The organism is Ruegeria sp. CG1, from assembly GCF_056537265.1.
The window spans coordinates 430,748-456,223 of sequence record NZ_JBQFRF010000004.1 but is presented as its reverse complement, the minus strand read 5'-3'; the positions used below and the strand labels follow the sequence as shown (position 1 = coordinate 456,223).

The 25,476-nt window shown below is 58.2% G+C and carries 32 protein-coding genes; 8 read left to right on the top strand and 24 right to left on the bottom strand.

Annotation, left to right across the window (positions count from 1 at the left end; genetic code table 11):
• Positions 1–24: 24 nt before the first annotated feature.
• From ACR0AU_RS14745 to ACR0AU_RS14715, 7 genes are read right to left on the bottom strand one after another with little or no spacing between them, the layout of a single operon-like run.
• Entirely contained in the window at positions 25–924 is a 900-nt protein-coding gene (locus ACR0AU_RS14745; protein ID WP_480795844.1) for a lysophospholipid acyltransferase family protein, read from the bottom strand.
• Positions 925–958: 34 nt separating this feature from the next.
• Positions 959–1,228: an HPr family phosphocarrier protein gene (locus ACR0AU_RS14740; RefSeq protein ID WP_480795843.1), complete on the bottom strand. Its 270-nt coding sequence runs from the start codon at positions 1,226–1,228 to the stop codon at positions 959–961.
• 16 nt (positions 1,229–1,244) lie between these two features.
• Positions 1,245–1,637 (bottom strand): PTS sugar transporter subunit IIA, encoded by a 393-nt coding sequence (locus ACR0AU_RS14735; protein ID WP_170392594.1) that lies wholly within the window; start codon positions 1,635–1,637, stop codon positions 1,245–1,247.
• A complete protein-coding gene (gene rapZ, locus ACR0AU_RS14730; protein ID WP_255611801.1) occupies positions 1,634–2,515 on the bottom strand; it encodes an RNase adapter RapZ in 882 nt (293 codons plus the stop codon). The genes ACR0AU_RS14735 and rapZ overlap by 4 nt, the downstream gene beginning before the upstream one ends.
• A complete protein-coding gene (locus ACR0AU_RS14725; protein WP_480795842.1) occupies positions 2,512–2,982 on the bottom strand; it encodes an HPr kinase/phosphorylase in 471 nt (156 codons plus the stop codon). Before ACR0AU_RS14725 ends, rapZ begins: the two co-directional genes overlap by 4 nt.
• A gap of 3 nt (positions 2,983–2,985) precedes the next feature.
• Positions 2,986–4,695, bottom strand: coding sequence for a sensor histidine kinase (locus ACR0AU_RS14720; protein WP_170392597.1), 1,710 nt, complete (start codon positions 4,693–4,695; stop codon positions 2,986–2,988).
• Positions 4,696–4,727: 32 nt separating this feature from the next.
• A complete protein-coding gene (locus ACR0AU_RS14715) occupies positions 4,728–5,432 on the bottom strand; it encodes a response regulator transcription factor (protein WP_170733744.1) in 705 nt (234 codons plus the stop codon).
• 344 nt (positions 5,433–5,776) lie between these two features.
• Here ACR0AU_RS14715 and ACR0AU_RS14710 point away from each other — a divergent pair, with 344 nt between their 5' ends.
• From ACR0AU_RS14710 to ACR0AU_RS14700, 3 genes are all read left to right on the top strand, one after another.
• Positions 5,777–7,375, top strand: coding sequence for a phosphoenolpyruvate carboxykinase (locus ACR0AU_RS14710; protein WP_170402270.1), 1,599 nt, complete (start codon positions 5,777–5,779; stop codon positions 7,373–7,375).
• Between the two features lie 322 nt (positions 7,376–7,697).
• A complete protein-coding gene (locus ACR0AU_RS14705) occupies positions 7,698–7,988 on the top strand; it encodes a hypothetical protein (protein ID WP_170392600.1) in 291 nt (96 codons plus the stop codon).
• Between the two features lie 32 nt (positions 7,989–8,020).
• Positions 8,021–8,563, top strand: coding sequence for a hypothetical protein (locus ACR0AU_RS14700; RefSeq protein ID WP_255611805.1), 543 nt, complete (start codon positions 8,021–8,023; stop codon positions 8,561–8,563).
• Here the strand turns inward: ACR0AU_RS14700 and ACR0AU_RS14695 are convergent.
• Positions 8,560–9,324, bottom strand: a complete 765-nt coding sequence (locus ACR0AU_RS14695; protein WP_170662871.1) for a sulfite exporter TauE/SafE family protein — start codon at positions 9,322–9,324, stop codon at positions 8,560–8,562. The genes ACR0AU_RS14700 and ACR0AU_RS14695 overlap by 4 nt on opposite strands.
• A gap of 144 nt (positions 9,325–9,468) precedes the next feature.
• Here ACR0AU_RS14695 and ACR0AU_RS14690 point away from each other — a divergent pair, with 144 nt between their 5' ends.
• The 3 genes from ACR0AU_RS14690 to ACR0AU_RS14680 all read left to right on the top strand — a co-directional run bounded on the left by ACR0AU_RS14690 (position 9,469) and on the right by ACR0AU_RS14680 (position 12,325).
• The gene (locus tag ACR0AU_RS14690) at positions 9,469–11,160 is read left to right on the top strand and encodes an acyl-CoA dehydrogenase family protein (RefSeq protein WP_480795841.1); all 1,692 of its coding nucleotides are present in this window, start codon (positions 9,469–9,471) and stop codon (positions 11,158–11,160) included.
• 217 nt (positions 11,161–11,377) lie between these two features.
• A complete protein-coding gene (locus tag ACR0AU_RS14685) occupies positions 11,378–11,920 on the top strand; it encodes a hypothetical protein (protein ID WP_170402284.1) in 543 nt (180 codons plus the stop codon).
• A 12-nt stretch (positions 11,921–11,932) separates the two neighbouring features.
• Positions 11,933–12,325: an META domain-containing protein gene (locus tag ACR0AU_RS14680; RefSeq protein ID WP_480616401.1), complete on the top strand. Its 393-nt coding sequence runs from the start codon at positions 11,933–11,935 to the stop codon at positions 12,323–12,325.
• Here the strand turns inward: ACR0AU_RS14680 and recO are convergent.
• Positions 12,309–13,034 (bottom strand): DNA repair protein RecO, encoded by a 726-nt coding sequence (recO, locus tag ACR0AU_RS14675; protein WP_170392605.1) that lies wholly within the window; start codon positions 13,032–13,034, stop codon positions 12,309–12,311. The genes ACR0AU_RS14680 and recO overlap by 17 nt on opposite strands.
• Positions 13,035–13,202: 168 nt before the next feature.
• Here recO and ACR0AU_RS14670 point away from each other — a divergent pair, with 168 nt between their 5' ends.
• Positions 13,203–13,592, top strand: a complete 390-nt coding sequence (locus ACR0AU_RS14670) for a VOC family protein (RefSeq protein ID WP_170402289.1) — start codon at positions 13,203–13,205, stop codon at positions 13,590–13,592.
• Positions 13,593–13,601: 9 nt separating this feature from the next.
• Here ACR0AU_RS14670 and ACR0AU_RS14665 read toward each other — a convergent pair whose 3' ends face one another.
• From ACR0AU_RS14665 to folK, 15 genes are all read right to left on the bottom strand, one after another.
• Positions 13,602–13,925, bottom strand: coding sequence for a SemiSWEET transporter (locus ACR0AU_RS14665; protein ID WP_170392607.1), 324 nt, complete (start codon positions 13,923–13,925; stop codon positions 13,602–13,604).
• 110 nt (positions 13,926–14,035) lie between these two features.
• Entirely contained in the window at positions 14,036–14,365 is a 330-nt protein-coding gene (locus ACR0AU_RS14660) for a DUF1491 family protein (protein WP_170733742.1), read from the bottom strand.
• A gap of 55 nt (positions 14,366–14,420) precedes the next feature.
• On the bottom strand, positions 14,421–15,329 hold the full coding sequence (gene era / locus ACR0AU_RS14655) for a GTPase Era (RefSeq protein ID WP_480795840.1): 909 nt from the start codon (positions 15,327–15,329) through the stop codon (positions 14,421–14,423).
• Positions 15,330–15,497: 168 nt separating this feature from the next.
• Entirely contained in the window at positions 15,498–16,010 is a 513-nt protein-coding gene (locus tag ACR0AU_RS14650; protein WP_480795839.1) for an N-acetyltransferase family protein, read from the bottom strand.
• A 19-nt stretch (positions 16,011–16,029) separates the two neighbouring features.
• On the bottom strand, positions 16,030–16,707 hold the full coding sequence (gene rnc, locus ACR0AU_RS14645; RefSeq protein WP_170392611.1) for a ribonuclease III: 678 nt from the start codon (positions 16,705–16,707) through the stop codon (positions 16,030–16,032).
• A complete protein-coding gene (gene lepB, locus ACR0AU_RS14640; protein WP_480562505.1) occupies positions 16,704–17,543 on the bottom strand; it encodes a signal peptidase I in 840 nt (279 codons plus the stop codon). Before lepB ends, rnc begins: the two co-directional genes overlap by 4 nt.
• Before the next feature lie 59 nt (positions 17,544–17,602).
• On the bottom strand, positions 17,603–18,022 hold the full coding sequence (acpS, locus tag ACR0AU_RS14635) for a holo-ACP synthase (RefSeq protein WP_480562506.1): 420 nt from the start codon (positions 18,020–18,022) through the stop codon (positions 17,603–17,605).
• Between the two features lies 1 nt (position 18,023).
• On the bottom strand, positions 18,024–19,001 hold the full coding sequence (locus tag ACR0AU_RS14630; RefSeq protein ID WP_170648480.1) for an NADPH:quinone reductase: 978 nt from the start codon (positions 18,999–19,001) through the stop codon (positions 18,024–18,026).
• A 27-nt stretch (positions 19,002–19,028) separates the two neighbouring features.
• The gene (locus ACR0AU_RS14625) at positions 19,029–19,355 is read right to left on the bottom strand and encodes a Dabb family protein (protein ID WP_170587919.1); all 327 of its coding nucleotides are present in this window, start codon (positions 19,353–19,355) and stop codon (positions 19,029–19,031) included.
• Between the two features lie 16 nt (positions 19,356–19,371).
• Positions 19,372–19,995 carry a LysE family translocator gene (locus ACR0AU_RS14620; RefSeq protein ID WP_170425202.1) on the bottom strand — a complete coding sequence of 208 codons (624 nt, stop codon included), beginning with the start codon at positions 19,993–19,995 and terminating at the stop codon, positions 19,372–19,374.
• Positions 19,992–20,738, bottom strand: a complete 747-nt coding sequence (locus tag ACR0AU_RS14615) for a pyridoxine 5'-phosphate synthase (RefSeq protein WP_170392617.1) — start codon at positions 20,736–20,738, stop codon at positions 19,992–19,994. Before ACR0AU_RS14615 ends, ACR0AU_RS14620 begins: the two co-directional genes overlap by 4 nt.
• Positions 20,731–21,429: a DUF2062 domain-containing protein gene (locus ACR0AU_RS14610; RefSeq protein ID WP_170392618.1), complete on the bottom strand. Its 699-nt coding sequence runs from the start codon at positions 21,427–21,429 to the stop codon at positions 20,731–20,733. The genes ACR0AU_RS14615 and ACR0AU_RS14610 overlap by 8 nt, the downstream gene beginning before the upstream one ends.
• Before the next feature lie 16 nt (positions 21,430–21,445).
• Positions 21,446–23,578, bottom strand: a complete 2,133-nt coding sequence (locus ACR0AU_RS14605; RefSeq protein ID WP_170761855.1) for a RelA/SpoT family protein — start codon at positions 23,576–23,578, stop codon at positions 21,446–21,448.
• A gap of 26 nt (positions 23,579–23,604) precedes the next feature.
• Entirely contained in the window at positions 23,605–23,958 is a 354-nt protein-coding gene (gene rpoZ, locus ACR0AU_RS14600) for a DNA-directed RNA polymerase subunit omega (protein ID WP_010437681.1), read from the bottom strand.
• Between the two features lie 94 nt (positions 23,959–24,052).
• Entirely contained in the window at positions 24,053–24,634 is a 582-nt protein-coding gene (folK, locus tag ACR0AU_RS14595; RefSeq protein ID WP_170597420.1) for a 2-amino-4-hydroxy-6-hydroxymethyldihydropteridine diphosphokinase, read from the bottom strand.
• 126 nt (positions 24,635–24,760) lie between these two features.
• Here folK and ACR0AU_RS14590 point away from each other — a divergent pair, with 126 nt between their 5' ends.
• On the top strand, positions 24,761–25,336 hold the full coding sequence (locus ACR0AU_RS14590) for a LabA-like NYN domain-containing protein (protein WP_039541714.1): 576 nt from the start codon (positions 24,761–24,763) through the stop codon (positions 25,334–25,336).
• Positions 25,337–25,476: the final 140 nt, after the last annotated feature.

Genomic DNA, 25,476 nt, shown 5'->3' with positions numbered 1-25,476 from the left:
TTTTTGGCCAGATGAAGGGGCGGATCAGGATCTGAGCGTCTTGCCCAGCGCCATGGTGTGATCACGGAGCCATGCCATGAAACCGCGGGGGTCGCGTTCCAGCAGGTCCATGTCTTTATCCGAAATCGGATCACCGATCACCGGCGACTGGGGCCTGTTGCAGGATCGGACGATTTCGTGCAGCAGTAGGCCCTGGCGCAGGATGGGCGATATCCGGTTGGCAATTTGATACCAGCGCGAGTTGCTGCCAGGGAAGAAGATCGGCACGACCTTGGCACCCGACCTACGGATCATCTTCGCGGTGAAGACATTCCACTCCCGCTCGATGGCTGGTCCGAACCAATCATCCGAAGACATCACAACACCTGACGGGAATAACGCGACAACACCCCCATCTGCCAGATGCTTCATCGTCTTGCTGCGCATCTCAAGCATCTTGGCCTGCGCTTCAGGATCATGTGGGAACGGCACCGGGATCATGAATGAGGTCGCAGCTTCATCCAACCCGGTCAGGACTGAGCGGGTCAGGATGCGATAGTCACTGCGGACCCGGCCGATGAGTTCAGCGAAGATCATGCCATCAACCATGCCGTGCGGATGGTTCGCGACGACCACTACGGGGCCTTCTTTTGGAATGCGGGCGATCTGTTCGGCTGGGGTTGTCAGCTCAATACCCATGGTCTTGAGCGCGCCGCCCCAGAACTTCTGACCTCGATAGCGTTCGTTCTGCTTCTCGAACTTGTTGACCATGCGCAAGATGGTCAGCTTGCCTGTGCACCATTCGATGGCGCGAATGGCCGTAGACGTCCAGGCATCGTCAAACGAGTTGGCGTAGGTCAGGGTTCTGCGGTCGTAGATTTCACCCTGATCGGTGTCGTGATCCACTACAGGACCTGTCTTGGTATCGTGCGTGGTTTCCGCCAATTGCCTTGTCTTTCCGTCCTTGGTGTCGTGGCTGTCAGAACCCTTCGCCGAACTTATCGTTCACCAATGTTTCCAAAGCCTCTGCCAACGCCTCAGCATCCGGGCCGGACGTCTCGACGTCAATAGTGCTTCCGCGCGACGCTGCCAACATCAAAAGGCCCATGATACTGTCGCCCGAGGCAGAAAGCCCGTCTCGTGACACCTCGGCGCGCGCATCAAAGCCCTCGACCACCTCGACCAGCTTGGCAGAAGCGCGGGCGTGAAGGCCCTTTTCATTGATAATTTTCAAACTCTTGGTCGCCATATGAATCTATCCGGTGTCAATCCAATGTCACATTTTGCGCATTGATGTACTTTCGTCCAGCTTCCAAAGCCAAACGCACGGCCTCGGCCAGTGGCAAGTGGCGACTTTTGGCCAGTTTGATCAGCATGGGAAGGTTGGCCCCGTAAAGGATTCGCCGGTCTTGTGGCGCACATGCGCGCAGACTCAGATTCGAGGGGCTGCCGCCGAACAGATCGGTCACCACAACGACGCCATCGCCCATATCGACCTCGTCCGCCGCGCGGCAGATTTCAACTTGTTTCGCTTCGCGATCATGGTCGGCTTCTATCGGGATGGCCACCAGTCCGGGTTGCTTTCCAACCACATGCTGCGTGGCCGCAAGATACTCCTGAGCCAACCCACCATGTGCAACAATAACGATCCCGATCACTCCGGCCTCACATTCAACGCGCGTCGTTCCATTTCGCGATGCCTAATTGCCACCTGCTGCCCCCCTTCTGCAAGGGCCTTTGCAACTGCTTCAGCCACCGCGACCGAGCGGTGCTGCCCTCCGGTGCACCCAAATGCAACTGAAAGGTGCGCTTTGCCTTCCTCACGGAAGGCCGGAAGCAGTTCGATCAGCAGGTCGACCACCCGGTCAAAGAAGACGCCATAGTTTGCATCTGATTGAACATAGGCCGCCACATCCGAGTTTCGACCATCCGCATCCCGCAGTTCAGGCCGCCAGTATGGATTGGCCAGAAACCGGCAATCGAACACCATGTCCAAACCGCGCGGCAAGCCCCGCTTGTACGAGAAGGATTCGATCGACACCGCCAGATGCCGCCCGCCCTTTGGGGCGAACCAGCGTTCGACCTCTTCCCGCAGCTGATGCACATTCAACGCGCTGGTGTCGATCAGCGTGTCGGCAAACTCGCGAATTGGGGCTAACAGTTCCTTTTCCTGACAAATGCCGGTTTCCGGGCTGGCATCAGTCGCAACCGGGTGACGGCGGCGGGTCTCCGAGAAGCGACGCAGCAGCACCTCGTCCCGGCAATCCAGATAGAGGATCGTCAGGTCGACATTCTCCATCCGGCCCAGTTTGGCGGCAAGTTCGATAAACCCGGTGGTTGAAAAATCGCGGTTGCGCGCGTCGATACCCAAAGCCATTGGGCGCGCAGGCTCCGAATTGTCGACGAGGCGAGCCAGCAACCCCATCGGCAGGTTGTCAATCGCCTCGAACCCCAGATCTTCAAGCACATGAATTGCGGTCGATCGCCCTGCACCGGAAGGACCTGTTATCAGAACGACGCGCTGTTGTGCTGTCATGTATTCGGCCATTCCGGGGCTACGCGCCCCATTTTCACAAGTTGAATAAGTCCTGCAGCCAAATTGGGCACGCCAGCCCCCCGAAGCAAGGGAACAGTTTGCTTCAACACAAGAATTTCAGCGGGTTCAGGTAATCGCGCGGGCTCGGGTTGGTCCATATCCACAACAAATGCCAATCGGACCGGCCTCGCGGCTTCAGCTCGCAGTAACCCGATGCCGCGCGCTTCAATCAGGCCGCGGATCTGCGGAAGTCCAGCTGCCATCACGTGATCGGCCTGTCCAGTCAATTCGACCCGGTCATCCGCGACAAGCTGTGCCCCAAGCGCCATCATCTGTAGCGCCAAAGAAGATTTGCCCGTACCCGAGGCGCCAATGATCAATAAGCCCTTTTCCTGAACCGCAATACAGGTCCCATGAATGCAGGCCGACCCTTGACCCGCTATCTCAGAAAGTGGGGTGGTGCTCATAACCTAGACGGGAAGCCCGACAACAAACCGCGCACCTAGCGGGTCCGAGGTGATATCGGCTTCGGTCGGACGGATGTTTTCTGCCCAGATCACACCACCATGCGCCTCGACGATTTGTTTCGAAATCGCCAATCCAAGGCCCGAATTGTTGCCGAAATGCTCTTCGGGGCGTTCGGAGTAGAAACGCTTGAAGATCTTGGTCAGCGCCTGATCAGGAATGCCGGGACCGGTGTCTTCAACCACCACGAGCACGCGGTTGTCACGACGGCGGACCCAGACCCGGATGGCGTCTTTGTCCTCGCAGAACGAAATCGCATTGGTGATCAGGTTGACAAAGACCTGCGCCAGACGCGCCTCGAGCCCGTTGACCACGATGGGGTCCGAGGGAAGGTCAGTGATATATTCGATGCCTTTCGAACGGGCATCTTCACCCAGAAACTGACTGATATTGCCAAGCAGATTGAGCAGGTCAAAGGGCTGCTCTTCTTCTTTCACCAGTTCCGCGTCCAGCCGCGATGCGTTCGAGATATCGCTGACCAGTCGATCCAATCGCCGCACATCATGCTCAATCACGCCCAATAGCTTTTCGCGCTGATCATCGCGTTTGACCATGCGCATGGTGCCCACGGCGGATTGCAGGCTGGCCAACGGGTTCTTGATCTCATGCGCGACATCGGCCGCAAATTGTTCGTTCGCGTCAATGCGGTTATAAAGCGCCGTGACCATCCCGCGCAAAGCCTGGCTCAGACGGCCGATTTCATCCGGGCGCGCACTGAGATCCGGGATGCGGATACGTCCGGGGTTCACTCCGGCTCCGCGGTCCTTGCCCATCTCGGCAGCGGCGGCCAGATCAGCAAGAGGATTGGCAATCGTTGAGGCCAAAACGAGGCTCAGACCGATCGAGACCAGAAGTGCCACCACAAACATCTGAAGGATCCGCTCTTGCTCCTTGCGGGCCAGCGCATCGATCTCGCCTGCCGGGCCCGCCATAGCAACGGCACCCACAGGCGTATCGTCCAATAGGATCGGGGCCACGGCGACAATCACCGTCTTGCCTTTATCGTCGTGCACGGCCTGAACTTGCAATCCGCCGTTCAGCGCCTGCGGGATCATTTCCTGCACCCGTTGCGCCAGCGTCGGAGCCTCGCTTTCGGAAGAACCGCTAAAGACCGCAGACACACCATTCCAAACCGCATTCAATGCGTCGCTGATCAAAGTGCTTCCAGTGGCGCTGTCGGCGTCCTGATGCAAAAGGCTGGGCAATTTGTCGGCCATGGACGCCCCGCGTGTCCAACCGATCAGAGTGCCCGTGCCGTCATAAACAAAAACCTCGCCGCCTTCGGGCAAGCTGAGACCCGCTAGCGTATCACGGACATCCAATGTGCCTGCACCATTGGCAGAGGGTTGACGCAGCTGGGTTTCAAAAACGTTGCTGACAAGTTGCGCATCACCGACCAGGTTCTGCGCGGTCTGTTGAACCCGTTCTTTTCGCGTGTCGTCCAGATACAGCAGCCCTGCAACCAAAATGACAAGGGCAATGAGGTTGAAGGTGATAATCCTGCGCGCCAGGGGCGAATAGCGCATCGAAAACAGGTTTCGTCGCGAACGCTTGGCCTGTAGCTCGGCAGCATCAGGGTCTTGGGGGATGACCCAGTCATCCCCAAGAACGACGTCTGCGTCGTGCACTTGGTTGGCTTGTTCAGTATCGCGCACGAGACCCCTTCGGCTTGATAAAACGGCCGCGCCTATTCTTCGTTATAACGATACCCGATACCGTACAGCGTTTCTATCGCCGAAAACTCGGGATCGGCTGCGCGCATCTTCTTACGCAGTCGCTTGATATGACTGTCAATGGTGCGGTCATCCACGTAGACCTGATCATCATAAGCGACATCCATCAGCTGATCGCGGCTTTTGACAAAGCCCGGACGTTGCGCCAAGGCCTGCAGCAGCAGAAACTCGGTAACTGTCAGCGAGACATCATTGCTTTTCCAGCTGACTGCGTGGCGCAGCGGGTCCATCCGCAGCTCGCCCCGCTCCATCACTTTTGTATCGCCCGAGGCCGCGTTGGTCACATCACCATCGACCGCTTCCTGACGGCGCAACAAGGCGCGAATCCGTTCAACCAGCAGCCGCTGAGAGAATGGTTTTTTGACGTAGTCATCTGCACCCATGCGCAGACCCAGAACCTCGTCAATCTCATCATCCTTGGAGGTTAGGAAAATCACGGGCATCTGGGTTTTCTGCCGCAGCCTTTGCAGAAGATCCATGCCGTCCATCCGCGGCATCTTGATATCCAGTACGGCCATGTCTGGCAGCTTTTTGTTGAAAGCGTCCAGCGCAGCCTGACCATCGTTGTATGTTTCGACCTCAAACCCTTCGGCTTCGAGTGTCATGGACACGGACGTCAGGATATTTCTGTCGTCGTCCACCAGTGCAATCTTTGACATCGGGTTCACCCCTATTCCTGCTCACTCGCGCAATAATACGCTTTTTTGTAAGGCATTGTTGGCGGTTTTGAGCCACCGAATCAACTCGTAACCTCGAATCGTGCCATTCTTGCGGCAGGTATGCGGCAAATTTGCCTTGCTGCGCCCAAATAGCTGCCTTGATTTACGGCACACAATTCGTGATGGCGCTAAACCTTAACTTGGTTGCGCTAACTACCCCCAACCCTCCTGTTCATGTCCCAAAATACCGTGATAAGAGGCGCTTGACCGCCGGCTCTTTCCGGTATCCGCCCCAATGGTGCACCCGGCCCAAGGCCCTCGCGCCGCCACAGGAGAAGACACACATGACATCTGGACGGGTTAACCCGCAATTCCGCCTCGAAGATCAGGGCATCGAGGGTCTGGGCAATGTCTATTACAACTTCATGGAACCGGCGCTGATCGAAGAAGCGCTGAAGCGCGGCGAAGGCACCCTTGGCAATGGCGGCGCCTTTCTGGTCACCACCGGCAAATTCACTGGCCGCTCGCCCAAGGACAAGCATGTCGTCAAGACAGACAGTGTTGCCGACAGCATCTGGTGGGAAAACAACGCCGCCATGAGCCCTGAAGGTTTTGACGCGCTCTATGAAGATATGCTGACCCATATGAAAGGCCGCGACTACTTCGTTCAGGACCTCGTGGGCGGGGCTGATCCCAGCTACTCGATCAATGTGCGCATGGTAACCGAGCTGGCGTGGCACAACCTGTTCATCCGCCACCTGCTGCGCCGCCCGGATCGTGAGGATCTTGATGATTTCACGGCTGACTTTACCATCATCAACTGTCCCAGCTTCCATGCGGACCCCAAAAAGCATGGCTGCCGCAGCGAAACGGTGATTGCACTGAACTTTGACCGCAAGCTGATCCTGATCGGCGGCACCGAATACGCAGGCGAGAACAAGAAGTCCGTCTTCACCCTGCTGAACTACATGCTGCCCGAAAAAGGCGTGATGCCGATGCACTGCTCGGCTAACCACGCGGTTGGCAACCCGGTCGACACTGCCGTGTTCTTCGGCCTGTCCGGCACCGGCAAGACCACCCTGTCCGCCGACCCGTCGCGCACCTTGATCGGTGATGACGAACACGGTTGGTCGGATCGAGGCACCTTCAACTTTGAAGGTGGTTGCTATGCCAAGACCATCAACCTGAACGCCGAAGCCGAACCAGAAATCTACGCCACCACCTCGAAATTTGGCACTGTGATCGAGAACATGGTTTTTGATCCCGAGACCAAAGAGCTGGATTTCAACGACGACTCGCTGACCGCGAATATGCGCTGCGCCTACCCGTTGGAATACATCTCCAACGCGTCGAAAACTGCATTGGGTGGGCACCCTAAGAACATCATCATGTTGACCTGCGATGCGTTCGGCGTTTTGCCTCCGATCGCGCGGCTGACGCCTGCGCAGGCGATGTATCACTTCCTTTCCGGCTTTACCTCGAAGGTCGCCGGGACCGAACGTGGCGTGACCGAACCGCAGCCCACCTTCTCGACCTGCTTTGGCGCGCCCTTTATGCCACGCCGCCCCGAGGCTTATGGCAACCTTCTACGCGATAAGATTGCTCAGCATGGCGCGACCTGCTGGTTGGTCAACACCGGCTGGACTGGAGGTGCCTACGGCGTGGGCAGCCGCATGCCAATCAAGGCCACCCGCGCGCTGCTGACGGCTGCGCTGGAAGGATCACTGACTGATGCGGAATTCCGCAAGGACGCCAATTTCGGCTTCGATGTGCCGGTCTCTGTCCCTGGTGTGCCCGAGGTCTTGCTGGATCCGCGCCGCACCTGGGACGATCAGGAAGCGTTCGACAAACAGGCGGAAAAGCTGGTGCACATGTTCGCTGAAAACTTCGAGCAGTACCTGCCCTTCATCGACGAAGACATCAAAGCTGTCGCGATCGGTTGATCGAATTCAGGGGCCATCATGGCCCCTGACCCACCAAAGCTTACGCTTCGGCACCTTGTGTGCACACAGACAAGTTCATTGCGATAACGTGCAACATGCGCTATCGCAATTTACCCAAGACGCTTCGAAGCCCGGCGTCCTTTGGCAGCGGCTTCTGTTAAATTTGAACATCGGGCGATCCGGGCTAGCTTACTCACATCATGTCTCGGGCCGTTCAACAAGGTAATGATTATTTCTACACGGGGATGGGTGTCGGCGTGATGTGTTCCAAAGGTCAGCCTTTCGAACTGCCTCGGTCCGTCACGGAAACTATAGGCAAGTAATGACTGAAATCTCAAAACTCACCGAACTGCGCAAATTGATGCAAAGCATGGAGCGCACTCTTGGGCTGGAAGAACTCTCACCGGTCGAGCGCGACATCTACTATGCCGCCGAAGAACTGTCGAAAGATGATCGCGAAGTACGCACCTTTGGTCTGATCGAACACACGCTGGTCAAAAGCGTATCTCGCCCGACATTTTTCCGCGCGCTGAAGTCTCTGGTTCAAAAGGGTTATCTGTCGCAAAGCGGCAGCGCCAATCGCGGACGGTATCTGGTTCATGCGCCCAGGTGATCGCCACCCCAGATCTGTAATCGGCTGACCCCGTGCGCAGATGGGCCTCTGAAACATTCTATGCCTCTTTGGCCTATGTCGCTGCATCGTTCCTAACATTCCAGGTGCTGATGCCGCTTCAGAACGTGTTTTTTCCCGCATACCCCAGCTATGCCAGCTTATTGTTCCTGCCGCACGGCGTGCGGGTTCTGTCGGCTTGGTTGTTGGGATGGAGGGCGATATTCGCACTGTTGCCCGGCGTTGCCATCGTCTTTGCCCTTGTGGGCGGTTGGGATGTTCTTCTGCCCAGCAGATTGCTGGCGATCACTATCGCGGTCACCACAGTTCCAGCGGTTTTTTATGTCTGCAAGGCGTTGGGCTGGGATTTGTTTCCGCGCGTCGATCGGAAGCCATGCTGGCTGTGCGTGATGGGCGTTGGAATCATCACATCGGTATTGGTGTCCGTTCTCACCAACATGGCCTTCGGCAGCGCAACGGCCGAGTATATCGCCTATCTGATCGGTGATATCTCAGGTCTTTTCTTCCTAATGTTGGGCCTCTATTTCGCCTTTCGGTTTGCTGAAAGACGCAATTAACCCAAAAGACCCCTGCGCAGCAGGTTCAGCCCTGCAATCAGCAGTACAAGCAGAGTGAGTTTGCGGAACTGTGCCTGATCGATACGATCCTGCAGAAACTGACCGCCGCGCATTCCCAGCAAGGCAGGGATAATCAGCAGCGCTGAGAACACCGCTGTGTCAGTCCTTAGAATACCCGAACCCAGATGCGCCACAATAAGCGCCACAGCGCCCAGACCGTATATCACGCCCTGCACCCGCATCTGATCCTTCTTCGGTGTATTCAAGGCTGTCAGATAGGCCACGGTTGGTGGTCCCCACACGCCCGAGATGCCGCCGACAGCACCGGCCACCGCACCCACCATAGCCTCAACCCGCATTGAGGGCGCTTGCAGCGTCAGTTTCAGCCCCAGTAGTTGCATCAGAGCAAAGAACGAAACTGGTGCGCCTAAGATCAACAGAAATGCCTTGGGCGACAAGATGTTGATCAGCTGCGCGCTGGCCAATAGACAGACCAGTCCAACGCTCAGAAATACCTTGAACTTTCGAACTGACGCCACCGCCGCAGGTAAACCTTCCCGCAAGGCCTGCACCCCATTGGTCACCAGCGTGGGCAAGATTAGACCTGCCAGCGCCAGCTCAGGCGGCAGCATCATGCTAAGACCAGAAACAAGCACCATTGGCATGGCAAAACCGACCATGCCTTTGACCCAGCCCGCGACGAAGGCAACGACCAAAGCCAGACAGAAATCCTGCGGCGACATAAGTGAAAACAGTCCCATCGACCCTTCATACCAGTCCAAAAAAATTCTGCACTGCAAAAGTCGCTAAGCAATTTTTGAACTTTTTATGGATGATTTGCGTATTTTTGTTGCGCTGCATGTGCAGCATGATATGACCAGACAACCCAGCAGAGGACGTGATTCATGGCCCATGACGGACAGGATGTGACGAACATGACGCAGCCAGCGGTTTTGCCCGATCTTCTATCACTCAGCGCAGCAGCCCTGCCCGGCGTTCAAGCGGTATTCGATAAGGCAGTCGAATTGGTTCGCGCGCAGGTGACAAGCGAAGGTCGCATATCGGGCGCACTGATCGAGGCCAATCAGACAGCCGCACATGGGCTGGCTTGGCTGGCCACATACCACCAGTCGCTGCAGCAGATGCAGCGCTGGGCCGAGGCGCTTCAGGCCGAGGGAAAATTCGGCGAGATGGAGCAGCTGTTGCATCAGATCGCCTTTGGGGAATACTTGCATCAGATCGCCGGTGGTATTCCGATGAACCAGGGCGAGGTTGTACGTTTGCAGGATCTTGGCCTTGGCTGGGATGCTCTGTCGGGATTCCAATGCAGCGAAGTGCAGACACTAATGGCGCAAGCCAACTCTCAGGCCGCGCGCACGCGTCTGGTTGAGTTGATGCAGGACCAGTCCGGTGCCACCATGTTTGGTGCGTCTGGTCTGGACGAAGAACTGGAGATGATCCGAGACCAGTTTCGCCGCTATGCCGTTGAAAAGGTTGAGCCTAATGCCCATGAATGGCACCTGAAGGACGAACTGATCCCAATCGAGATTATCGAGGAACTGGCCGAGATGGGCGTGTTCGGTCTGACCATCCCCGAAGAATTCGGCGGGTTCGGCCTATCCAAAGCCTCAATGTGTGTGGTCTCGGAAGAGCTTTCGCGCGGGTACATCGGTGTGGGTTCTCTGGGCACACGGTCCGAAATCGCCGCAGAACTGATCATAGCGGGCGGTACGGATGAACAAAAGGCCAACTGGCTGCCAAAACTGGCCAGCGCCGAGATCCTGCCAACCGCTGTTTTCACTGAACCCAATACCGGATCGGATTTGGGCAGCCTGCGCACGCGGGCCGTCAAGAGTGAAGATGGTAACTATAAAATAACAGGAAATAAAACATGGATCACACACGCGGCGCGCACCCATGTGATGACCTTGTTAGCGCGGACTAATCCCGACAGTACCGATCACCGTGGGCTGTCCATGTTCCTGGCTGAGAAGACACCTGGAACCGACGAGAACCCTTTCCCCACGCCCGGCATGACTGGTGGTGAGATTGAGGTGTTGGGTTATCGTGGCATGAAGGAATACGAGCTGGGATTTGACGGCTTCGAAGTGAAGGGCGAAAACCTGCTGGGCGGCGAAGAAGGCAAAGGTTTCAAGCAGTTAATGGAAACCTTCGAATCTGCCCGCATCCAAACGGCTGCCCGCGCCATCGGCGTAGCGCAGAGTGCTTTGGACATTGCCATGCAATATGCACAAGACCGCAAGCAGTTCGGCAAATCTCTGATCAATTTCCCTCGCGTCTCGGGCAAGCTGGCGATGATGGCGGTCGAAATTATGATCGCACGGCAGCTAACCTATTATTCTGCTTGGGAAAAAGACCACGGTCAACGTTGCGACCTTGAGGCCGGGATGGCCAAGCTGCTGGGCGCTCGAGTTGCTTGGGCTGCGGCGGATAACGGGCTGCAGATTCATGGCGGCAACGGCTTCGCTCTGGAATACAAAATTAGCCGCGTGCTTTGTGACGCGCGCATCCTAAATATCTTTGAAGGCGCCGCAGAAATACAGGCGCAAGTCATCGCGCGTCGATTGCTGGGCTGACGCCCGAAGCGACGCGGTTTCCCCAACTGAACCCGGCCTTGCGCCGGGTTTTCTTTTTTCTTCCGTGTTGTACGGATCTTCAGGCCTATTTCTTCCGAGTTGTACAACTCGGTTTCAGGGCTTAATGGGCGAAACTTCCCCCTCGGATCGAGCGCAGAAATCGGGTAAAGGGCGTCAACCAAACCCAGCGCCCAAGCTGGCCAGAGGAGAATCGAGCGTGAAGATCATCATCGCAGTTTTGGCCACCTGCATGGCCCTTGCCGGATGCGCCATGGCACCAAACACCGGGCCCGATGATGTGGACCAGTTGGCACAAGCGATCCAGCAGCTTGACCCCAAGGTTGACCCTGCCGAGGCGCGGCGTGCAGCCGAGATATCTTATGCCTATTCCAATCAACTGAAACAGGACTGGAACGTCACCGATCCAGCCATCATCCACAACGCAAAGGTCATCAACGGATTTCGCGAAAAAGGTCTGTGCAATGATTGGGCGCAGGCCATGACCACGCGTTTGAAGCAAGAGAACTTTCGCACTCTGGATTTGCACTGGGCCACGTCGCCTCCAACTGCGTTCCGGATCATCCACCATTCGGCTCTGATCAGCGCTAAGGGAGATTCAATGTATGAAGGCATCATCCTTGACCCGTGGCGCAACAGCGGGGTGCTTTATTGGGATCAGGTGCGCGAGGACACCAAATACAACTGGCGCCCCCGCCTTGAAGTGCGCGAAGAGTTAATCAGCGGTGTGAACCCCTACTGACAGGATATTGCGATGTTACGTATGGCCTTGTTCCTGCCCCTTTTAACCCTGTTCCAATGCGACAAGGATGAGACTGTCGCCGCCTATGGCGCAGCGGATCAGACATGGGCTTTGCAAGAGATCGACGGGCAGCCTTTTGAGGCCAGCGCCCTTTTGCGATTCCCCGCAGAGGGTCGGATTGAGGGCAATGCCCCGTGCAACACCTATTCAGGTACACTGAATGCACCCTACCCGTGGTTTGAGATCACCGATCTTGTCGCCACCCGCGCGGCTTGCGCCGGGCTTGAAGCCGAGGGGTTTTATTTCGCCGCACTGATGGCGATGACCCAGTCCGAGGTGTCCGGCGATGTGCTGATCCTGCGCAATGAGGACGGGCACGAAATGGTGTTCAAAGCCGCCGAGTAAACTGCGCCACAAATCGCGCGCGTGCGTCCGGCAACGGCGTATGACCCAGCGACGGAGCCAGATGGTTTTCCAGAAAATACCCGGTTGTGCGTAAGGCTTCAGCAATCTCGGTATCCGGAGCCGCGCCTTCGCCGCGCAGGCAGGGGGGCAAAGGCAGCAGCTTATCGGCCCAGTCCCCTGCCCCCGCCGCACTGACCGCGCGGCCGGTTTTCGGAGAGACATAGACCAACCCCTCGGTCGCCCCTGTCACTGCGCAGGCCGAAAGATCCAAGCCAAAGCCCAGCTCTTCCAGCAGCGCCAGTTCCCAGCGCAGATAGGCCAGTGGCCAGACCTCATCCTGACCCAGCAGGTCCATCAACTGTTCTGTTTGCTGATAGATCGCCGGATGAGGCTCGCGTTCGGGCAGGCAAAAGGACAGCAGCGCCACCACCGCATTTAATCCGGCGAGCGCCAGCCGCCCTGAAAACGCCGCTGCAGCGCGCGAGCGCAGGGGTTCGACCTGAAAGGTGCCCAGATGTTCCTCAAGCCGCGCGCGCCAGAGCACGTCCAGCTGCGCGCCGGGTTGCAGGATCGGGGCGATCTTGCGGCTGGTGCCACCGCGCACAATGCCGGCGTGACGACCATGGGCTTCGGTAAAGACCTCGATAATCGCCGCTGTCTCACCATGACGGCGAGAGGTCAGAAGAATGCCGTGATCACGCCAGTCCAAGTTTGGCCTCGTTAGGTCACCAGATATATACGCAGGAAATCTTATGGCCGTTGCAGGTTCAAGGTAGAAACGCGTTAGGTTGACCCTGTGGAACACCAAAAACACGTTGCGTGACATCTGTTCACGCAATAGTGTTCACTTTATGTTCTGCACGGAGGAATTTAAGAAATGTCACTTAACTATGTCATGATCGGTTCAAATGATGTCGTCAAAGCGCGAAGCTTTTACGATGCGGTTGTACCCAAAATCGGCGGCAAGGTTATTGCTGAATATATGCCCCACGCTGTTTGTTACGAGCTGCGGGGCGGTGGGTCCATGTGGGTCGCGACGCCCTTTGACAAAGAGGCCGCGACGGTTGGAAACGGTAACATGGTTGGCTTGCTTTGCGAAAGTGAAGCGGAAGTTCGCGAGGTGCATGCCGAGGCTCTTGCCAATGGCGGAACAAATGAAGGTGATCCCGGAGATCGACCTCAATATGGCCCGAACTTCTATGGCGCTTATGCGCGCGATCCTGATGGCAACAAGATGAGCTTTGTCTATTTTAGCGATGCAGGCTGATCGCGCGCCCTAGAACGTCATACCTGCGTGAATCAGAATGCCGATAACCATCAGCAGGTTCAGCACCATTGAGATACCGTTGCCCACATAGATGGGCAACTTGCCCACCACCAGCCCATAGGCGAACCACAAAAACGACAGCCCAGCATACAGAGACCAGGACAGCAGCGACTGTCCGGTCGCGTGTTCGGAGTGGGTGAAATAAAGCTTGATCAGTTGTGGAAGCGTGGCGAAGGGGCCAACGACGCCGATGAAGACCATGAACCCCTCGAACCGCTGCATCCAGTGACCGAGATTTGAGTTTTCCAGTTTCTGGGCAAGCGTTTCAGCCACTCAACCCCCTCCTGTTCCTGCGGCCTCCGGAAGATTGGGCCGTTTCATTCAGCCGGTTGCAAAGCAAAATAGTCGCTTTGCGCCGTACGTCCAAGATCATTTGGCGCGGGTTAATCCAGACCTTCTTCACCCAGCAGGTGCCTGCCTCGGCGGTCTTCCACCTCGATCACCCAAAGGTCGGGGTCAAAACTGCGTTGGCGGGTGATGGCGGCATCTACGTCTGCCTCTTCGCCGGATGAGAGCTCCACCCATTTGCGCTCGCCGCTCATCAGATCAAAACTGCGCTGAAAGGCTGCGGCCCGCCCGTTGAGTGTGTTGAGTTTGATAAGCACCGCCCCTGCGGTGTCATCCCCATGCGCCACAACAAAAGCCGGTATTTCCTGAAACCGCAGCCGCGCCAGATAGGCATGCACCCAGAATTCAGCCGTCAACCGGGTCATGGTTCTGACCTTTCCGTAGGGGTTGAGAATTTTCGACGAAAATTCTTGGCCCGGGTCATGCGTTGCCGTCTTTGAAATCCAGACCCATTTCCGAGTAGCGCTCGGATTCCTCCAGCCAGTTGGGCCGGACTTTCACCTGCAAGAACAGGTGGATCTTGCGGTCCAAAAACTCTTCCAGCTCGGCACGCGCCGCCTGACTGACGGCCTTTATGGTCTCACCACGTTTGCCCAGCACAATCCCTTTGTGGCCATCACGCATAACATAGATGACCTGATCGATCTTGGCCGAGCCGTCCTTGCGCTCTTCCCAGTTCTCGGTCTCGACGGTCAGCTGGTAGGGCAGTTCCTGATGCAGGCGCAGGGTCAGTTTCTCGCGCGTCATCTCAGCCGCGATCATGCGCAGAGGCAGATCCGCAATCTGGTCTTCTGGATAGAGCCAGGGGCCCTCGGGCAGTTCCGAGGCCAGCCATTTGCGCAGGTCGTCGACACCGTGGCCTTTTTCGGCCGAGATCATGAAGGTCTCGGCAAAGGGATAACGCGCATTCAGGTCACTGGTCAGCGCCAGCAGCTTTTCCGAGGGCACCTTGTCGATCTTGTTGATCGCAAGTGCGATAGTGCGGCCCTGCCCGATCTCTTCCAGGCCTTCGAGGATGCGTTCGACACCTTCGGTGATACCGCGATGCGCCTCGATCACCAGCACGACCACATCCGCATCTGCAGCCCCGCCCCAAGCGGCGGCTACCATGGCACGGTCCAGACGGCGGCGCGGTTTGAAGAGGCCCGGCGTGTCGACAAAGACCAGTTGCGCATCGCCCTCCATCGCCACGCCACGGATACGAGCACGGGTGGTTTGCACTTTGTGCGTCACGATCGAGACTTTGGCTCCGACCATGCGGTTCAGAAGGGTGGATTTGCCTGCGTTGGGCTCTCCGATCAGGGCGATAAATCCGGCGCGTGTGCTCATGTGTCCTGCGATCCTGTTTGCAAGTGCGCACCCCTATAGCAGAATGCGCGGACGGGCCAGAGGGATTTGTCGCATTGCGGATATCAGTGAGCGAAGGCCAGTCTGCGGCCCATAGGGCGACGCTGCCCGGTCGGCCGGTGCCGGCATTGGCCGGGCTTGATCGCGCGATCAGGTTGTAGTGTTCAACGCCAGAACTTGGTTCGGATAGGCTTGGTCCCCGATCCGAAAATCTGTGACTCCGATCTGCCGGAACCCTTTGGCTAGATAGAAGTCGATTGCGGGCGTGTTTTCAGAATTGGTTGTCAGCCAAATCGAAGGGCGCCCTTTTTCATGCATGTAGTCGACCGCGACGTCCAGCAGCGCAGAGCCGATGCCTTTACCATGATGGCGGGGCTGGACGTAGAACGTTACGATCTCCAGATCAGAAAGCCCGTCCACGGGTGCGGCGCGACTTTCCGCAAGCCGAATATAGCCGTCGATCCCGTCTTCGTTTTCAGAAACCATCAAGAGATCTTGGCCGTCGTCCAATATGGCTTCGAACCGGGCGGTTGTGAATTCGGACAGTGCGAATTCGGCAAAGAAGGAATTCACACCTCGCTTTAGATAGGTTCCGATCCAGACCTCAATTGACAGGGCCGCAAGGCTGGCGGCGTCGGTTTTTTGGGCGGGTCTGATTTTCATGATCTGGCTGCGCAGAGGATCAAGACAACTGTTCCAACAACGCCTTTGCCGCTGCCTGTTCGGCCTGTCGCTTGGAGCCTGCGGTGGCCTGAGCTTCGGTACCATTCTGCAGACGAGCGGCGATCGTGAAGATCGGGGCATGGTCAGGGCCGGTGCGTTTGACCTCGACATAGCTGGGTGGTTTCTGGCCGCGGGCCTGTGCCCATTCCTGCAGGGCGGTTTTTGCATCGCGGGCGTCGGCCTCGACCTTGTGGATGCGATCGCCCCAGAGGGCGAGGATCACGTCTCGGGCAGCCTCGAACCCTGCGTCGCGGTAGATGGCCGCGATGACCGCCTCCATCGCGTCGCCCAGCAAGGCCTGCTTGCGACGACCTCCGGACAGCATCTCGGACCGGCCCAGTTTCAGCACCGCACCCAGATCAATCTGGCGGGCCACATCGGCGCAGGCTTCCTTGCGCACCAGCGCGTTGAAACGGGGGGCCAGTTGGCCTTCGGAAGCTTTCTTGTCGGCCTCAAGCAAAGCAGTGGCCATGACGAGGCCCAGGACGCGGTCGCCCAAAAATTCAAGACGCTGATTGTCGGGGCGCGTGGCAGAAGACACCGAGCCGTGGGTCAGTGCGCGCACCAGCAGTTCAGGGTCGGAAAACTCATACCCCAAGCGCTGCTGGAACGCCTTTATCTCAGCCGATAGCTTCAATTGACCGCCTTGAAGAAGCGGTCACCGCGCCATGTCCAGAAGAACAGCATCGAGCGACCTGCGGAGGAGAACATGATCCGGTCGGCGCGACCGATCAGGTTTTCGTAAGGTACATAGCCCACGCCACCAGCGGATTGCGGTAAGCGGCTGTCGGCCGAGTTGTCGCGGTTGTCGCCCATGAAGAAATAGTGGCCCTCGGGTACGGTATAGACCCCGGTATTGTCGGAGCCCTGATTGCCGATGTTCAGCACGTCGTAGGACACGCCATTTGGCAGGGTCTCGATCAGGCGGTTCTTTTCGCAAACACCGCCGATCCCGACGGGACCGTTGGAACAGCGCGGGCGCAGGCCTTGTGGGCCCTGCGGTTCAGCAACTTCGGTGAACACACCGTCGGGTTGCTGCGGCACAGGAGTGTCGTTGAGGATGATTTGACCTTCACGAATCTGGATACGATCACCCGGCAGGCCGATCAGTCGCTTGATATAGTCGCGCCCTGTCACCGGATGGCGGAAGACGATGACATCGCCGCGCTCGGGATCGCCACCCAGCAGACGGGAGTCGTCATCACCCTGCATCCAACCGCACACATCCTCGGCATCGATATTCAGGCCGATGCTGGGGATGATCAGGCTAGGGCAGGACGCGTAGGAATAGCCATAGGCCATCTTATTGACGAAGAGGAAATCACCGATCAGCAGCGTCTGCTTCATGGAGCCTGAGGGAATCCAGAACGGCTGAAAGAAAAGCGTGCGGAAAACGCCCGCGATCAGCAGGGCATAGACGATGGTTTTGATCGTCTCCCAGACGGCGTTTCCGGATTTGGCTTCCTCGGCCATACTGCTCTCTCCAGTCTATGCGTGGTTGGGGTGCTACATGCGTGTCGGGTGGAGGCAAGTCAAGGCTGCGCGGGCGCTTCTTTCAGCGGACGGGCCTCGATCACCACAAAGGCCTGCGCCCAGGGATGATCATCGGTCAGGGTGACGTGAATGATCGCCTCGTGGCATTCGGGAGTCATTTCTTTCAGACGCTTTGCGGCCCAGCCGGTGACATGCATAACGGGCTGGCCGGTGCGCAGGTTGGTCACCGCCATGTCTTTCCACGCGATCCCCATCCGCAGACCGGTGCCTAACGCCTTCGAGCACGCCTCTTTCGCGGCCCAGCGTTTGGCGTAGGTGCCCGCAGTATCGGCGCGACGCTCAGCCTTGAGCTGTTCGGTTTCAGTGAAGACACGGTTACGGAAGCGGTCGCCGAACCGGTCGAGCGTGCCCTGAATGCGATCAATATTTGCGAGGTCGGTGCCGATGCCGAGGATCATGTCAGACCTCCAACACAACGGTCCCGAGCTTTTGCCCCGCCTCGACCATTGCGTGTGCATTTGCCGCATCCATCAGCCCTCCGCCAGGGACGACGGCGTGGGACAGTGCGCCTTGTTCCAGCCACTGGCCCAACTGCGCCTCGCCACGACGGCGGGCAGCGGCGTCGAGTTGGTAGACGATCAGCATATGCAGGCGGATGTTCTTGAACATGAAGCCATAGAAATCCAGTTCGGGCTTCATTTGCGAAGCCGAGGCATAGCTGGCGATAGTGCCACCGGGGCGGATCATAGAAAGGGAAGCGGGTTGGTTGGCGGCGAAATCAACCTCGACAATGCGGTCTATGCCTGCGCCGTTGGTCATGTCCATCGCCGCCTCGGCCACGTCTTGCGTGCGGTAGTTGATCCATTCGGACGCGCCGGAATGGGCGGCTTTTTCATCTGAACTGACCGTTGTGATAACACGCGCGCCACCCAACGCGGCCATCTGGCAGGCGTAGCGCCCAACCGTTCCTGCACCACCGGTCACAAGCACAGTCTGGTCATTGATCGGTCCGTCACAATAGAGCGCATACCATGCAGTCAAGGCTGGGATACCAAAACACGCGCCCTCGGCGAAGCCGGTCGTATCTGGAAGGAATACGGCCTGTTCGGAGGGTAGCGCAATGTATTCGGCCCCAGTGCCAAAAGCGCGTTGCCATTGGCCGTTCCAGATCCAGACACGTTCGCCAACGCGCGCGGGATCGACCCCTTCGCCTACGGCCTCAATCACTCCGGCCCCGTCCGAGTGGGGAACAACCATCGGGTATTGCATCACAGCGCCAGGGCGCGCGCCGCCGCGCAGCTTGACGTCGGAGGGGTTGATGCCGCTGGCATGGACCCGGACAAGAACGTCGCCTGGGCCGGGGTTGGGCGTGGGCAGATCGACCAACTCAAGGACATCCGCCGCCGCACCAAATCCGCGATAGGTGATTGCTTTCATGACATTCCCTCGTCTCCTATTGGTCAGCTATTGGTCAGCCGCGTCGGGCGTTTCCAGATCGAACACCAAGACGCCCTCGGCCCCATCCACGCACAGCGCGACAAGCCGCGCGCCAAGTTGCTGGTGGGTTTCGTCACTGGCATAGCGCTGTAGGTCGGCCTGAGCCGCGAAATCCAGTGTGAAGCCGTAGGGATAGCTTGGGGATTTTGCCTCAAAGTCGCGGTTGGGGCCGTGGATGAAGCCACCGCAGCCCGACAAACGGTCTGCGACCGCGCCCAGCCCATCCATCACAGCGGAAAGCTCTGCGGTGTCGTGATCGGGCTCGAGTCGCAGCATCACGCAATGTCGGATCATCCTTGCACCTCAGAGGTCATGACAGGCGCACCGTGAGGATCTTGTAGCTGGCCACGCCAAAGAAACCCGCGAAGGCAAAATCAAACCAGCGGCGGGCGCGGCGATAGGCGTTGACCATGCGCGCAGACGAAAACAAGAAGGCGTAGCCGATGAAGATCAGCAGTGAACCCGCATAAAGCATGGCGAAATAACCCAGCAGCATAGCAAGGCTGGCGTCATTTGGCGCAACTATGGCGTAGATCGAGCCCCAGCTGAGGATCGCCTTGGGGTTGGTCAGGTGGATCGCCGCACCTTTGGCAAATATCGTTCCCAATGAGCCGGTGACCGGATTGCCCAGCGCCACTTCATCCGAAGTCAGCGCGCGACGTAGCGCCTTGAGCGCCAGCCAGCCCAGATAAGCGACGCCGATATAGCGGATCACCTCGAACACCCAGACATTGGCCAGCATGATCGCCGACAGCCCCAGTGCGGCGGCGATGCCCCACGCGGCGGACCCGGCGCAGATGCCCAGCGCAAAGGCCAGACCGGCGGTGCGGCCTTCGTTCATGGCGGTTCCGGCGATGCCCATGGTGGCAGGGCCCGGAGAGCCCCCGGCCATGAGCCATGCAAACCAGATCGCCACAAAGCCGGGTGTGATCATGCCCGCGCCTCGTCCATCAGGCGGCGCATTTCGTGAACCGCAGGGGTGAGGCCCCGGAATATCGCCTCGCCGATCAGGAAGTGGCCGATATTCAGCTCTCGCACTTCAGGGAAGGCCGCCACCGGTTGCACGGTGTCGTAAGTCAGCCCGTGACCCGCATGAACTTCAAGACCCAGCGAATGGGCATAGGCGGACATCTCGCGCAGGGCTTCCAGTTCGCGCGCGGCGTCGTCCAGTTTGCCTTCGGCGTGGAAATCGCAATAGGCACCGGTGTGCAGTTCGATCACCTCAGCCCCGATGCGGTGGGCGGCGTCGATCTGGCGCTGGTCGGCGGCGATGAAGATCGACACGCGGCAGCCCACATCGCGCAAGGGCGCAATGAAATGAGCCAGCTTATTTTCCTCGCGCGCGACTTCTAACCCCCCTTCGGTTGTGCGTTCCTCGCGCTTTTCGGGAACGATGCAGACGGCGTGCGGCTTGTGGCGCAGAGCGATCTTCTGCATCTCGTCTGTTGCGGCCATCTCGAAGTTCAGCGGCACCGACAGGATCTCCATCAACCCGTCGATATCGGCGTCCGAGATGTGGCGGCGATCTTCGCGCAGATGTGCTGTGATGCCGTCGGCCCCGGCCTCTTCCGCGATCCGGGCGGCGCGTAGTGGGTCCGGATAGGCCCCGCCGCGCGCATTCCGCACGGTGGCTACGTGGTCGATATTCACGCCCAGACGCAAACGGTTGTCAGACATCTTTCGAATCCTTCATTGTCCCTGAGGTCGAGCCTAGTGGTTTTGTCGGGGGAACGTCAGCCTCTGCCTGAGCAAGGCGTTTAATTTGTTCAAACTTCGCTTTGATTCTGGCGCGGCGGCGTTGCTGATAAGTACGGATAAGCGGCAGGCTAAGATAGGCGCAGATCACTCCAGCCACGATGCCTGGAATGACCCCGCCGATCATATAAGGAAAGAACACATCGTCATAGAACCGGCTAAGCCCGTGCCAGTCCGCCTCGCGATGGGTGAACATGGCGATGCAATTGTCCTTGAGATCGCCCATCGCATCCGCAAATTTCCCCATCAACCCATCGGTATCGTCTTTGCGGAACTTGGTCCCCAGCAGGAAATGCCCGGTTTGCAGGCTGATGACCGCGATCGGCACGTAGGTCAGGGGATTGCCAAAGAACGTGCCGCTGAGCGCGGCAAGAATGTTGCCGTTCAGCAGGCGCGCCAGCACGGCGGCGACCAGGAAATGCAAGCCATAGAAAGGTGTAAATGAAGCGAAAACCCCTGCCCCGATGCCACGCGCGATGCGTTCCGGGCTGTCAGGCAGGCGCCGAACCCGATGTTTGACATAGTGAAAGGCACGGGTCCATCCGCCGCGCGGATAGACGAACTCTGACGCGACTTGGACAGGCGAGCGGCGATCTCGGCGCTTGAAAACCACTCGTGATCACCCCTTCTCAGCCAACCGCGACGGCGGGTTTCTTGCTTTCCCGGTACCGTTCGACCGCGGCCACATCGCTTTCGGCCTCAAGCATCAGCATCAGCGAATGCAGCTGTTCAAGATCGCGCAGCTCGACATTGATCATCAGGCGGTAAAAATCCGGTTTGCGGTCAATGAATTCGAGGTTCGAGATATTGGCCTTTTTCTCGCCGATCAATGTGCAAATACGCCCCAGTACTCCGGCATCATTGCCGATGGTCAGATCAAGCGTCGCGCCATAGACGGCGGGGTGCGTGCCTGCATGCCAGTGCAGATCGACCCAGCGTTCGGGTTCGTCTTCAAACTCGGACAGGCGGTCGCAGTCGATGGCGTGCACCTCAACGCCCTTGCCGCGATAGGTGATGCCAACGATGCGTTCGCCCGGCAGCGGCTGACAGCAGGGCGCACGGTCAAACTTCTGGCCCGGCTCAAGCCCGATCACCGCGCGGCGGGGCGAGATGGCATCGCCATCGTCCTTGGTCAGCTCGGGATACACGGCCTCGACCACCTCATGGGCGGTCAGTTCGGCACTGCCCAGACGGGCCAGCAATTCTTGGCGATCTTTCAGGCGCAGGTGCTTGGCGGCGGTGTCGAGCGCCTTGTCGGTGGCCTTGCGGCCAACGTTTTCAAAGCCTGCACGGGCCAGTTCCTTGCCCAGCTTGATGAAACGCTCGCGGTCAACCTCGCGCAGCGCACGGCGGATCGAGGTCCGGGCCTTGCCGGTTACCGCAATCTCAAGCCATGTGACCTGCGGCATCTGGCCATCAGCGGTGATGATATCCACCGATTGCCCGTTCTTGAGCCGCGTCCAGAGCGGGACACGGATGCCATCGACCTTGGCACCCACGCAAGCATGGCCGATACGGGTGTGGATCGCATAGGCGAAATCAATCGGGGTCGCCCCGCGCGGCAGTTTCACCACGTCGCCCTTGGGTGTGAAGCAGAACACCTGATCCGAATACATCTCAAGCTTGACGGCTTCGAGGAAATCTTCGTGATCCTCTTCGTTGTCGAACTGCTCGGTCAGGTTCGAAATCCACTTGGCCGGATCAACCGCAAAGGGGTTTTCGGTACGCACGCCATCGCGATAGGACCAGTGCGCAGCCACGCCGGTTTCGGCCACGTCATGCATCTGGCGGGTGCGGATCTGCACCTCGACCCGTTTGCCATCGCGCCCTGAAACTGTGGTGTGAATCGAGCGGTATCCGTTGGATTTCGGCTGGCTGATATAGTCCTTGAACCGCCCCGGCACCGCGCGCCAGCGCTGGTGGATCGCGCCAAGGGTGCGATAGCAGTCTTCCTCGGACCCGGTGATGATTCGGAAGCCGTAGATGTCGGACAGGCGCGAGAAACCCTGATCCTTCTCCTGCATCTTGCGCCAGATCGAATAGGGTTTCTTGGCGCGGCCAAACACCTCGGCCTCGATGCCGGCTTTTTCCAACTCATGCCGCATGTCTCCGGTGATCCGGTGGATCACATCACCGGTTTCGCGCTGCAAAGTGATAAAGCGGCGGATGATCGATTGGCGGCCTTCGGGGTTCAGAACACGGAAAGCGAGGTCTTCCAGCTCCTCGCGCATCCATTGCATCCCCATGCGACCCGCAAGCGGCGCATAGATATCCATCGTCTCGCGCGCTTTTTGCACCTGTTTTTCGGGGCGCATCGCCTTGATCGTGCGCATGTTGTGCAGACGGTCGGCGAGCTTGACCAGAATGACCCGCAGGTCCTTGGACATGGCCATGAACAGCTTGCGGAAGTTTTCGGCTTGTTTGGTCTCACGACTCGAAAGCTGCAGGTTGGTCAGCTTAGTGACACCATCGACCAGCTTGGCAACCTCGTCCCCGAACAGCTCGGACACCTTGCCATAGCTGGCCTTGGTATCTTCGATCGTGTCGTGCAGCAGAGCCGTGATGATGGTCGCATCATCCAGACGCTGTTCAGTCAGGATCGCGGCAACGGCAACGGGGTGCGAGAAATAGGGCTCGCCGGAATGGCGGAACTGCCCGTCATGCATCTGCTGGCCAAACTCATAAGCCCGCGAGATGCGGTCGGCATTTGTCTTGGGATTGTAATTGCGGACCAGCGCAATCAGGTCTTCTTCTGAAATCATCCGGTCCGCACCTTTGTCGCTGGGGTTTACCCCTGGCCCTGGGCCTCCATCAGAGCGCGCAGGAGTTTTTCCTCGGACATGTCGTCATCCGCAGGTTTGTCGGACTCTGCGCCCATCAACAGGGCCATCTGATCTTCTTCGGGCTCATCAACCTCGATCTGGGTCTGGTTGGCCTCGATCAAACGCTCGCGCAGTTCATCGGCGCTTTGGGTTTCGTCGGCGATTTCGCGCAGCGAAACAACGGGGTTCTTGTCGTTGTCGCGGTCAACGGTGATCGGACCACCGGCAGAAATCTCGCGCGCCCGGTGGGCTGCAAGCATCACCAGTTCGAACCGGTTCGGGACCTTGTCTACACAATCTTCGACCGTAACGCGGGCCATTGGGCGCTCTCCGTAAATGAATCCGTGGCAAGAAGGGGTTTATCTAAGCGCGAATCCCCGCCTTGACAAGCAAGAAATGCCGCAAATGCGAGGATCACAGAGGCTTGACCTCTGCCACCTCATCGGGCGGCAAGGCTGCAACCATCTGCGTCACTGTCCGGTCCAGAACGGGATGGCGCCAATCGGGGGCGACATCCATCATGGGAACAAGCACAAAAGCGCGGTCCTGCAAGCGCGGATGGGGCAGGATTAGGTGTTCCGGCGCAGATTTGGTCTGATCTTCGGGGGGAAGGGTCAGCCAGCGCTGGTATTCGGCGTCATCCGGCAGCACAAGTTCATCCCAAAAGACCAGATCGAGGTCCAGAGTGCGCATGCCCCAACGCTGTTCACGGGCGCGCTCAAAATCATGTTCGATGCGGTGCAGCAGGTCCAGAACACCCTGTGGCGTGAGGTCCGATTCGATCAAAACCGCTGCGTTGACATAGTCCGGCCCTGCCCCTGCCGGAAAGCATGGGGTGGCAAAAAACCGGCTTGTCTTGCGAATCACCAAGCCCGCCTCGGCCATCGCGATCAGCGACCGCTCAAGTGTCACCTTGGGCCCACAACCTCTCAGACTGAGATTTGCCCCTAGGGCAATGACCGCTTTTGACAAGGTTTTGTCCACTTCAGACCCCATATTCGGACCAGAGAATACTTGCGATAAAGCCTAAAACACCTATTTTAAGGACACCATTGCACTGACCTATTACTTTATCACTCACGGAGCTCACGGTGCGGTGGCTTATACCGGAAGGACCATTTTATGTTTTACAAGGACGAACGGCTAGCGCTGTTCATCGACGGCTCGAATCTTTATGCAGCCGCCAAAGCACTGGGGTTTGACATCGACTACAAGTTGCTGCGTCAGGAATTTATGCGCAGAGGCAAACTGCTTAGAGCTTTCTACTACACAGCGCTACTGGAAAATGACGAGTATTCCCCGATCCGGCCTCTGGTGGACTGGCTGCACTATAATGGCTTCACCATGGTCACCAAACCGGCCAAGGAATACACCGACAGCATGGGGCGTCGGAAGGTCAAGGGAAACATGGATATCGAGCTTACCGTCGATGCCATGGAACTGGCACCACGCGTTGATCATATCGTACTGTTTTCGGGCGATGGGGATTTCCGCCCGCTGATCGCAAGCCTGCAACGGCAGGGCGTACGTGTTTCCGTTGTTTCGACCATCCGTAGCCAGCCGCCGATGATTTCGGACGAACTGCGCCGCCAGGCCGATAACTTCATTGAGCTGGAAGACCTGCGCGACGTGATCGGCCGCCCTCCGCGCGAGATGCCGACTGAACCCCGCAGCGTCGCAGCTGCAGGCGGGCACTGACCCCACCAAACCCCACCACTCACCAATGGGGGTTGGCAAGAATATGCGCGGCCAGGGCCAGAAGCCCTGGCCGCGCGACTTTAAAGGTATAGGTGCTGAAAACACCCTTGTGCTAACAGCGATTCATGTCAGTGAAATGA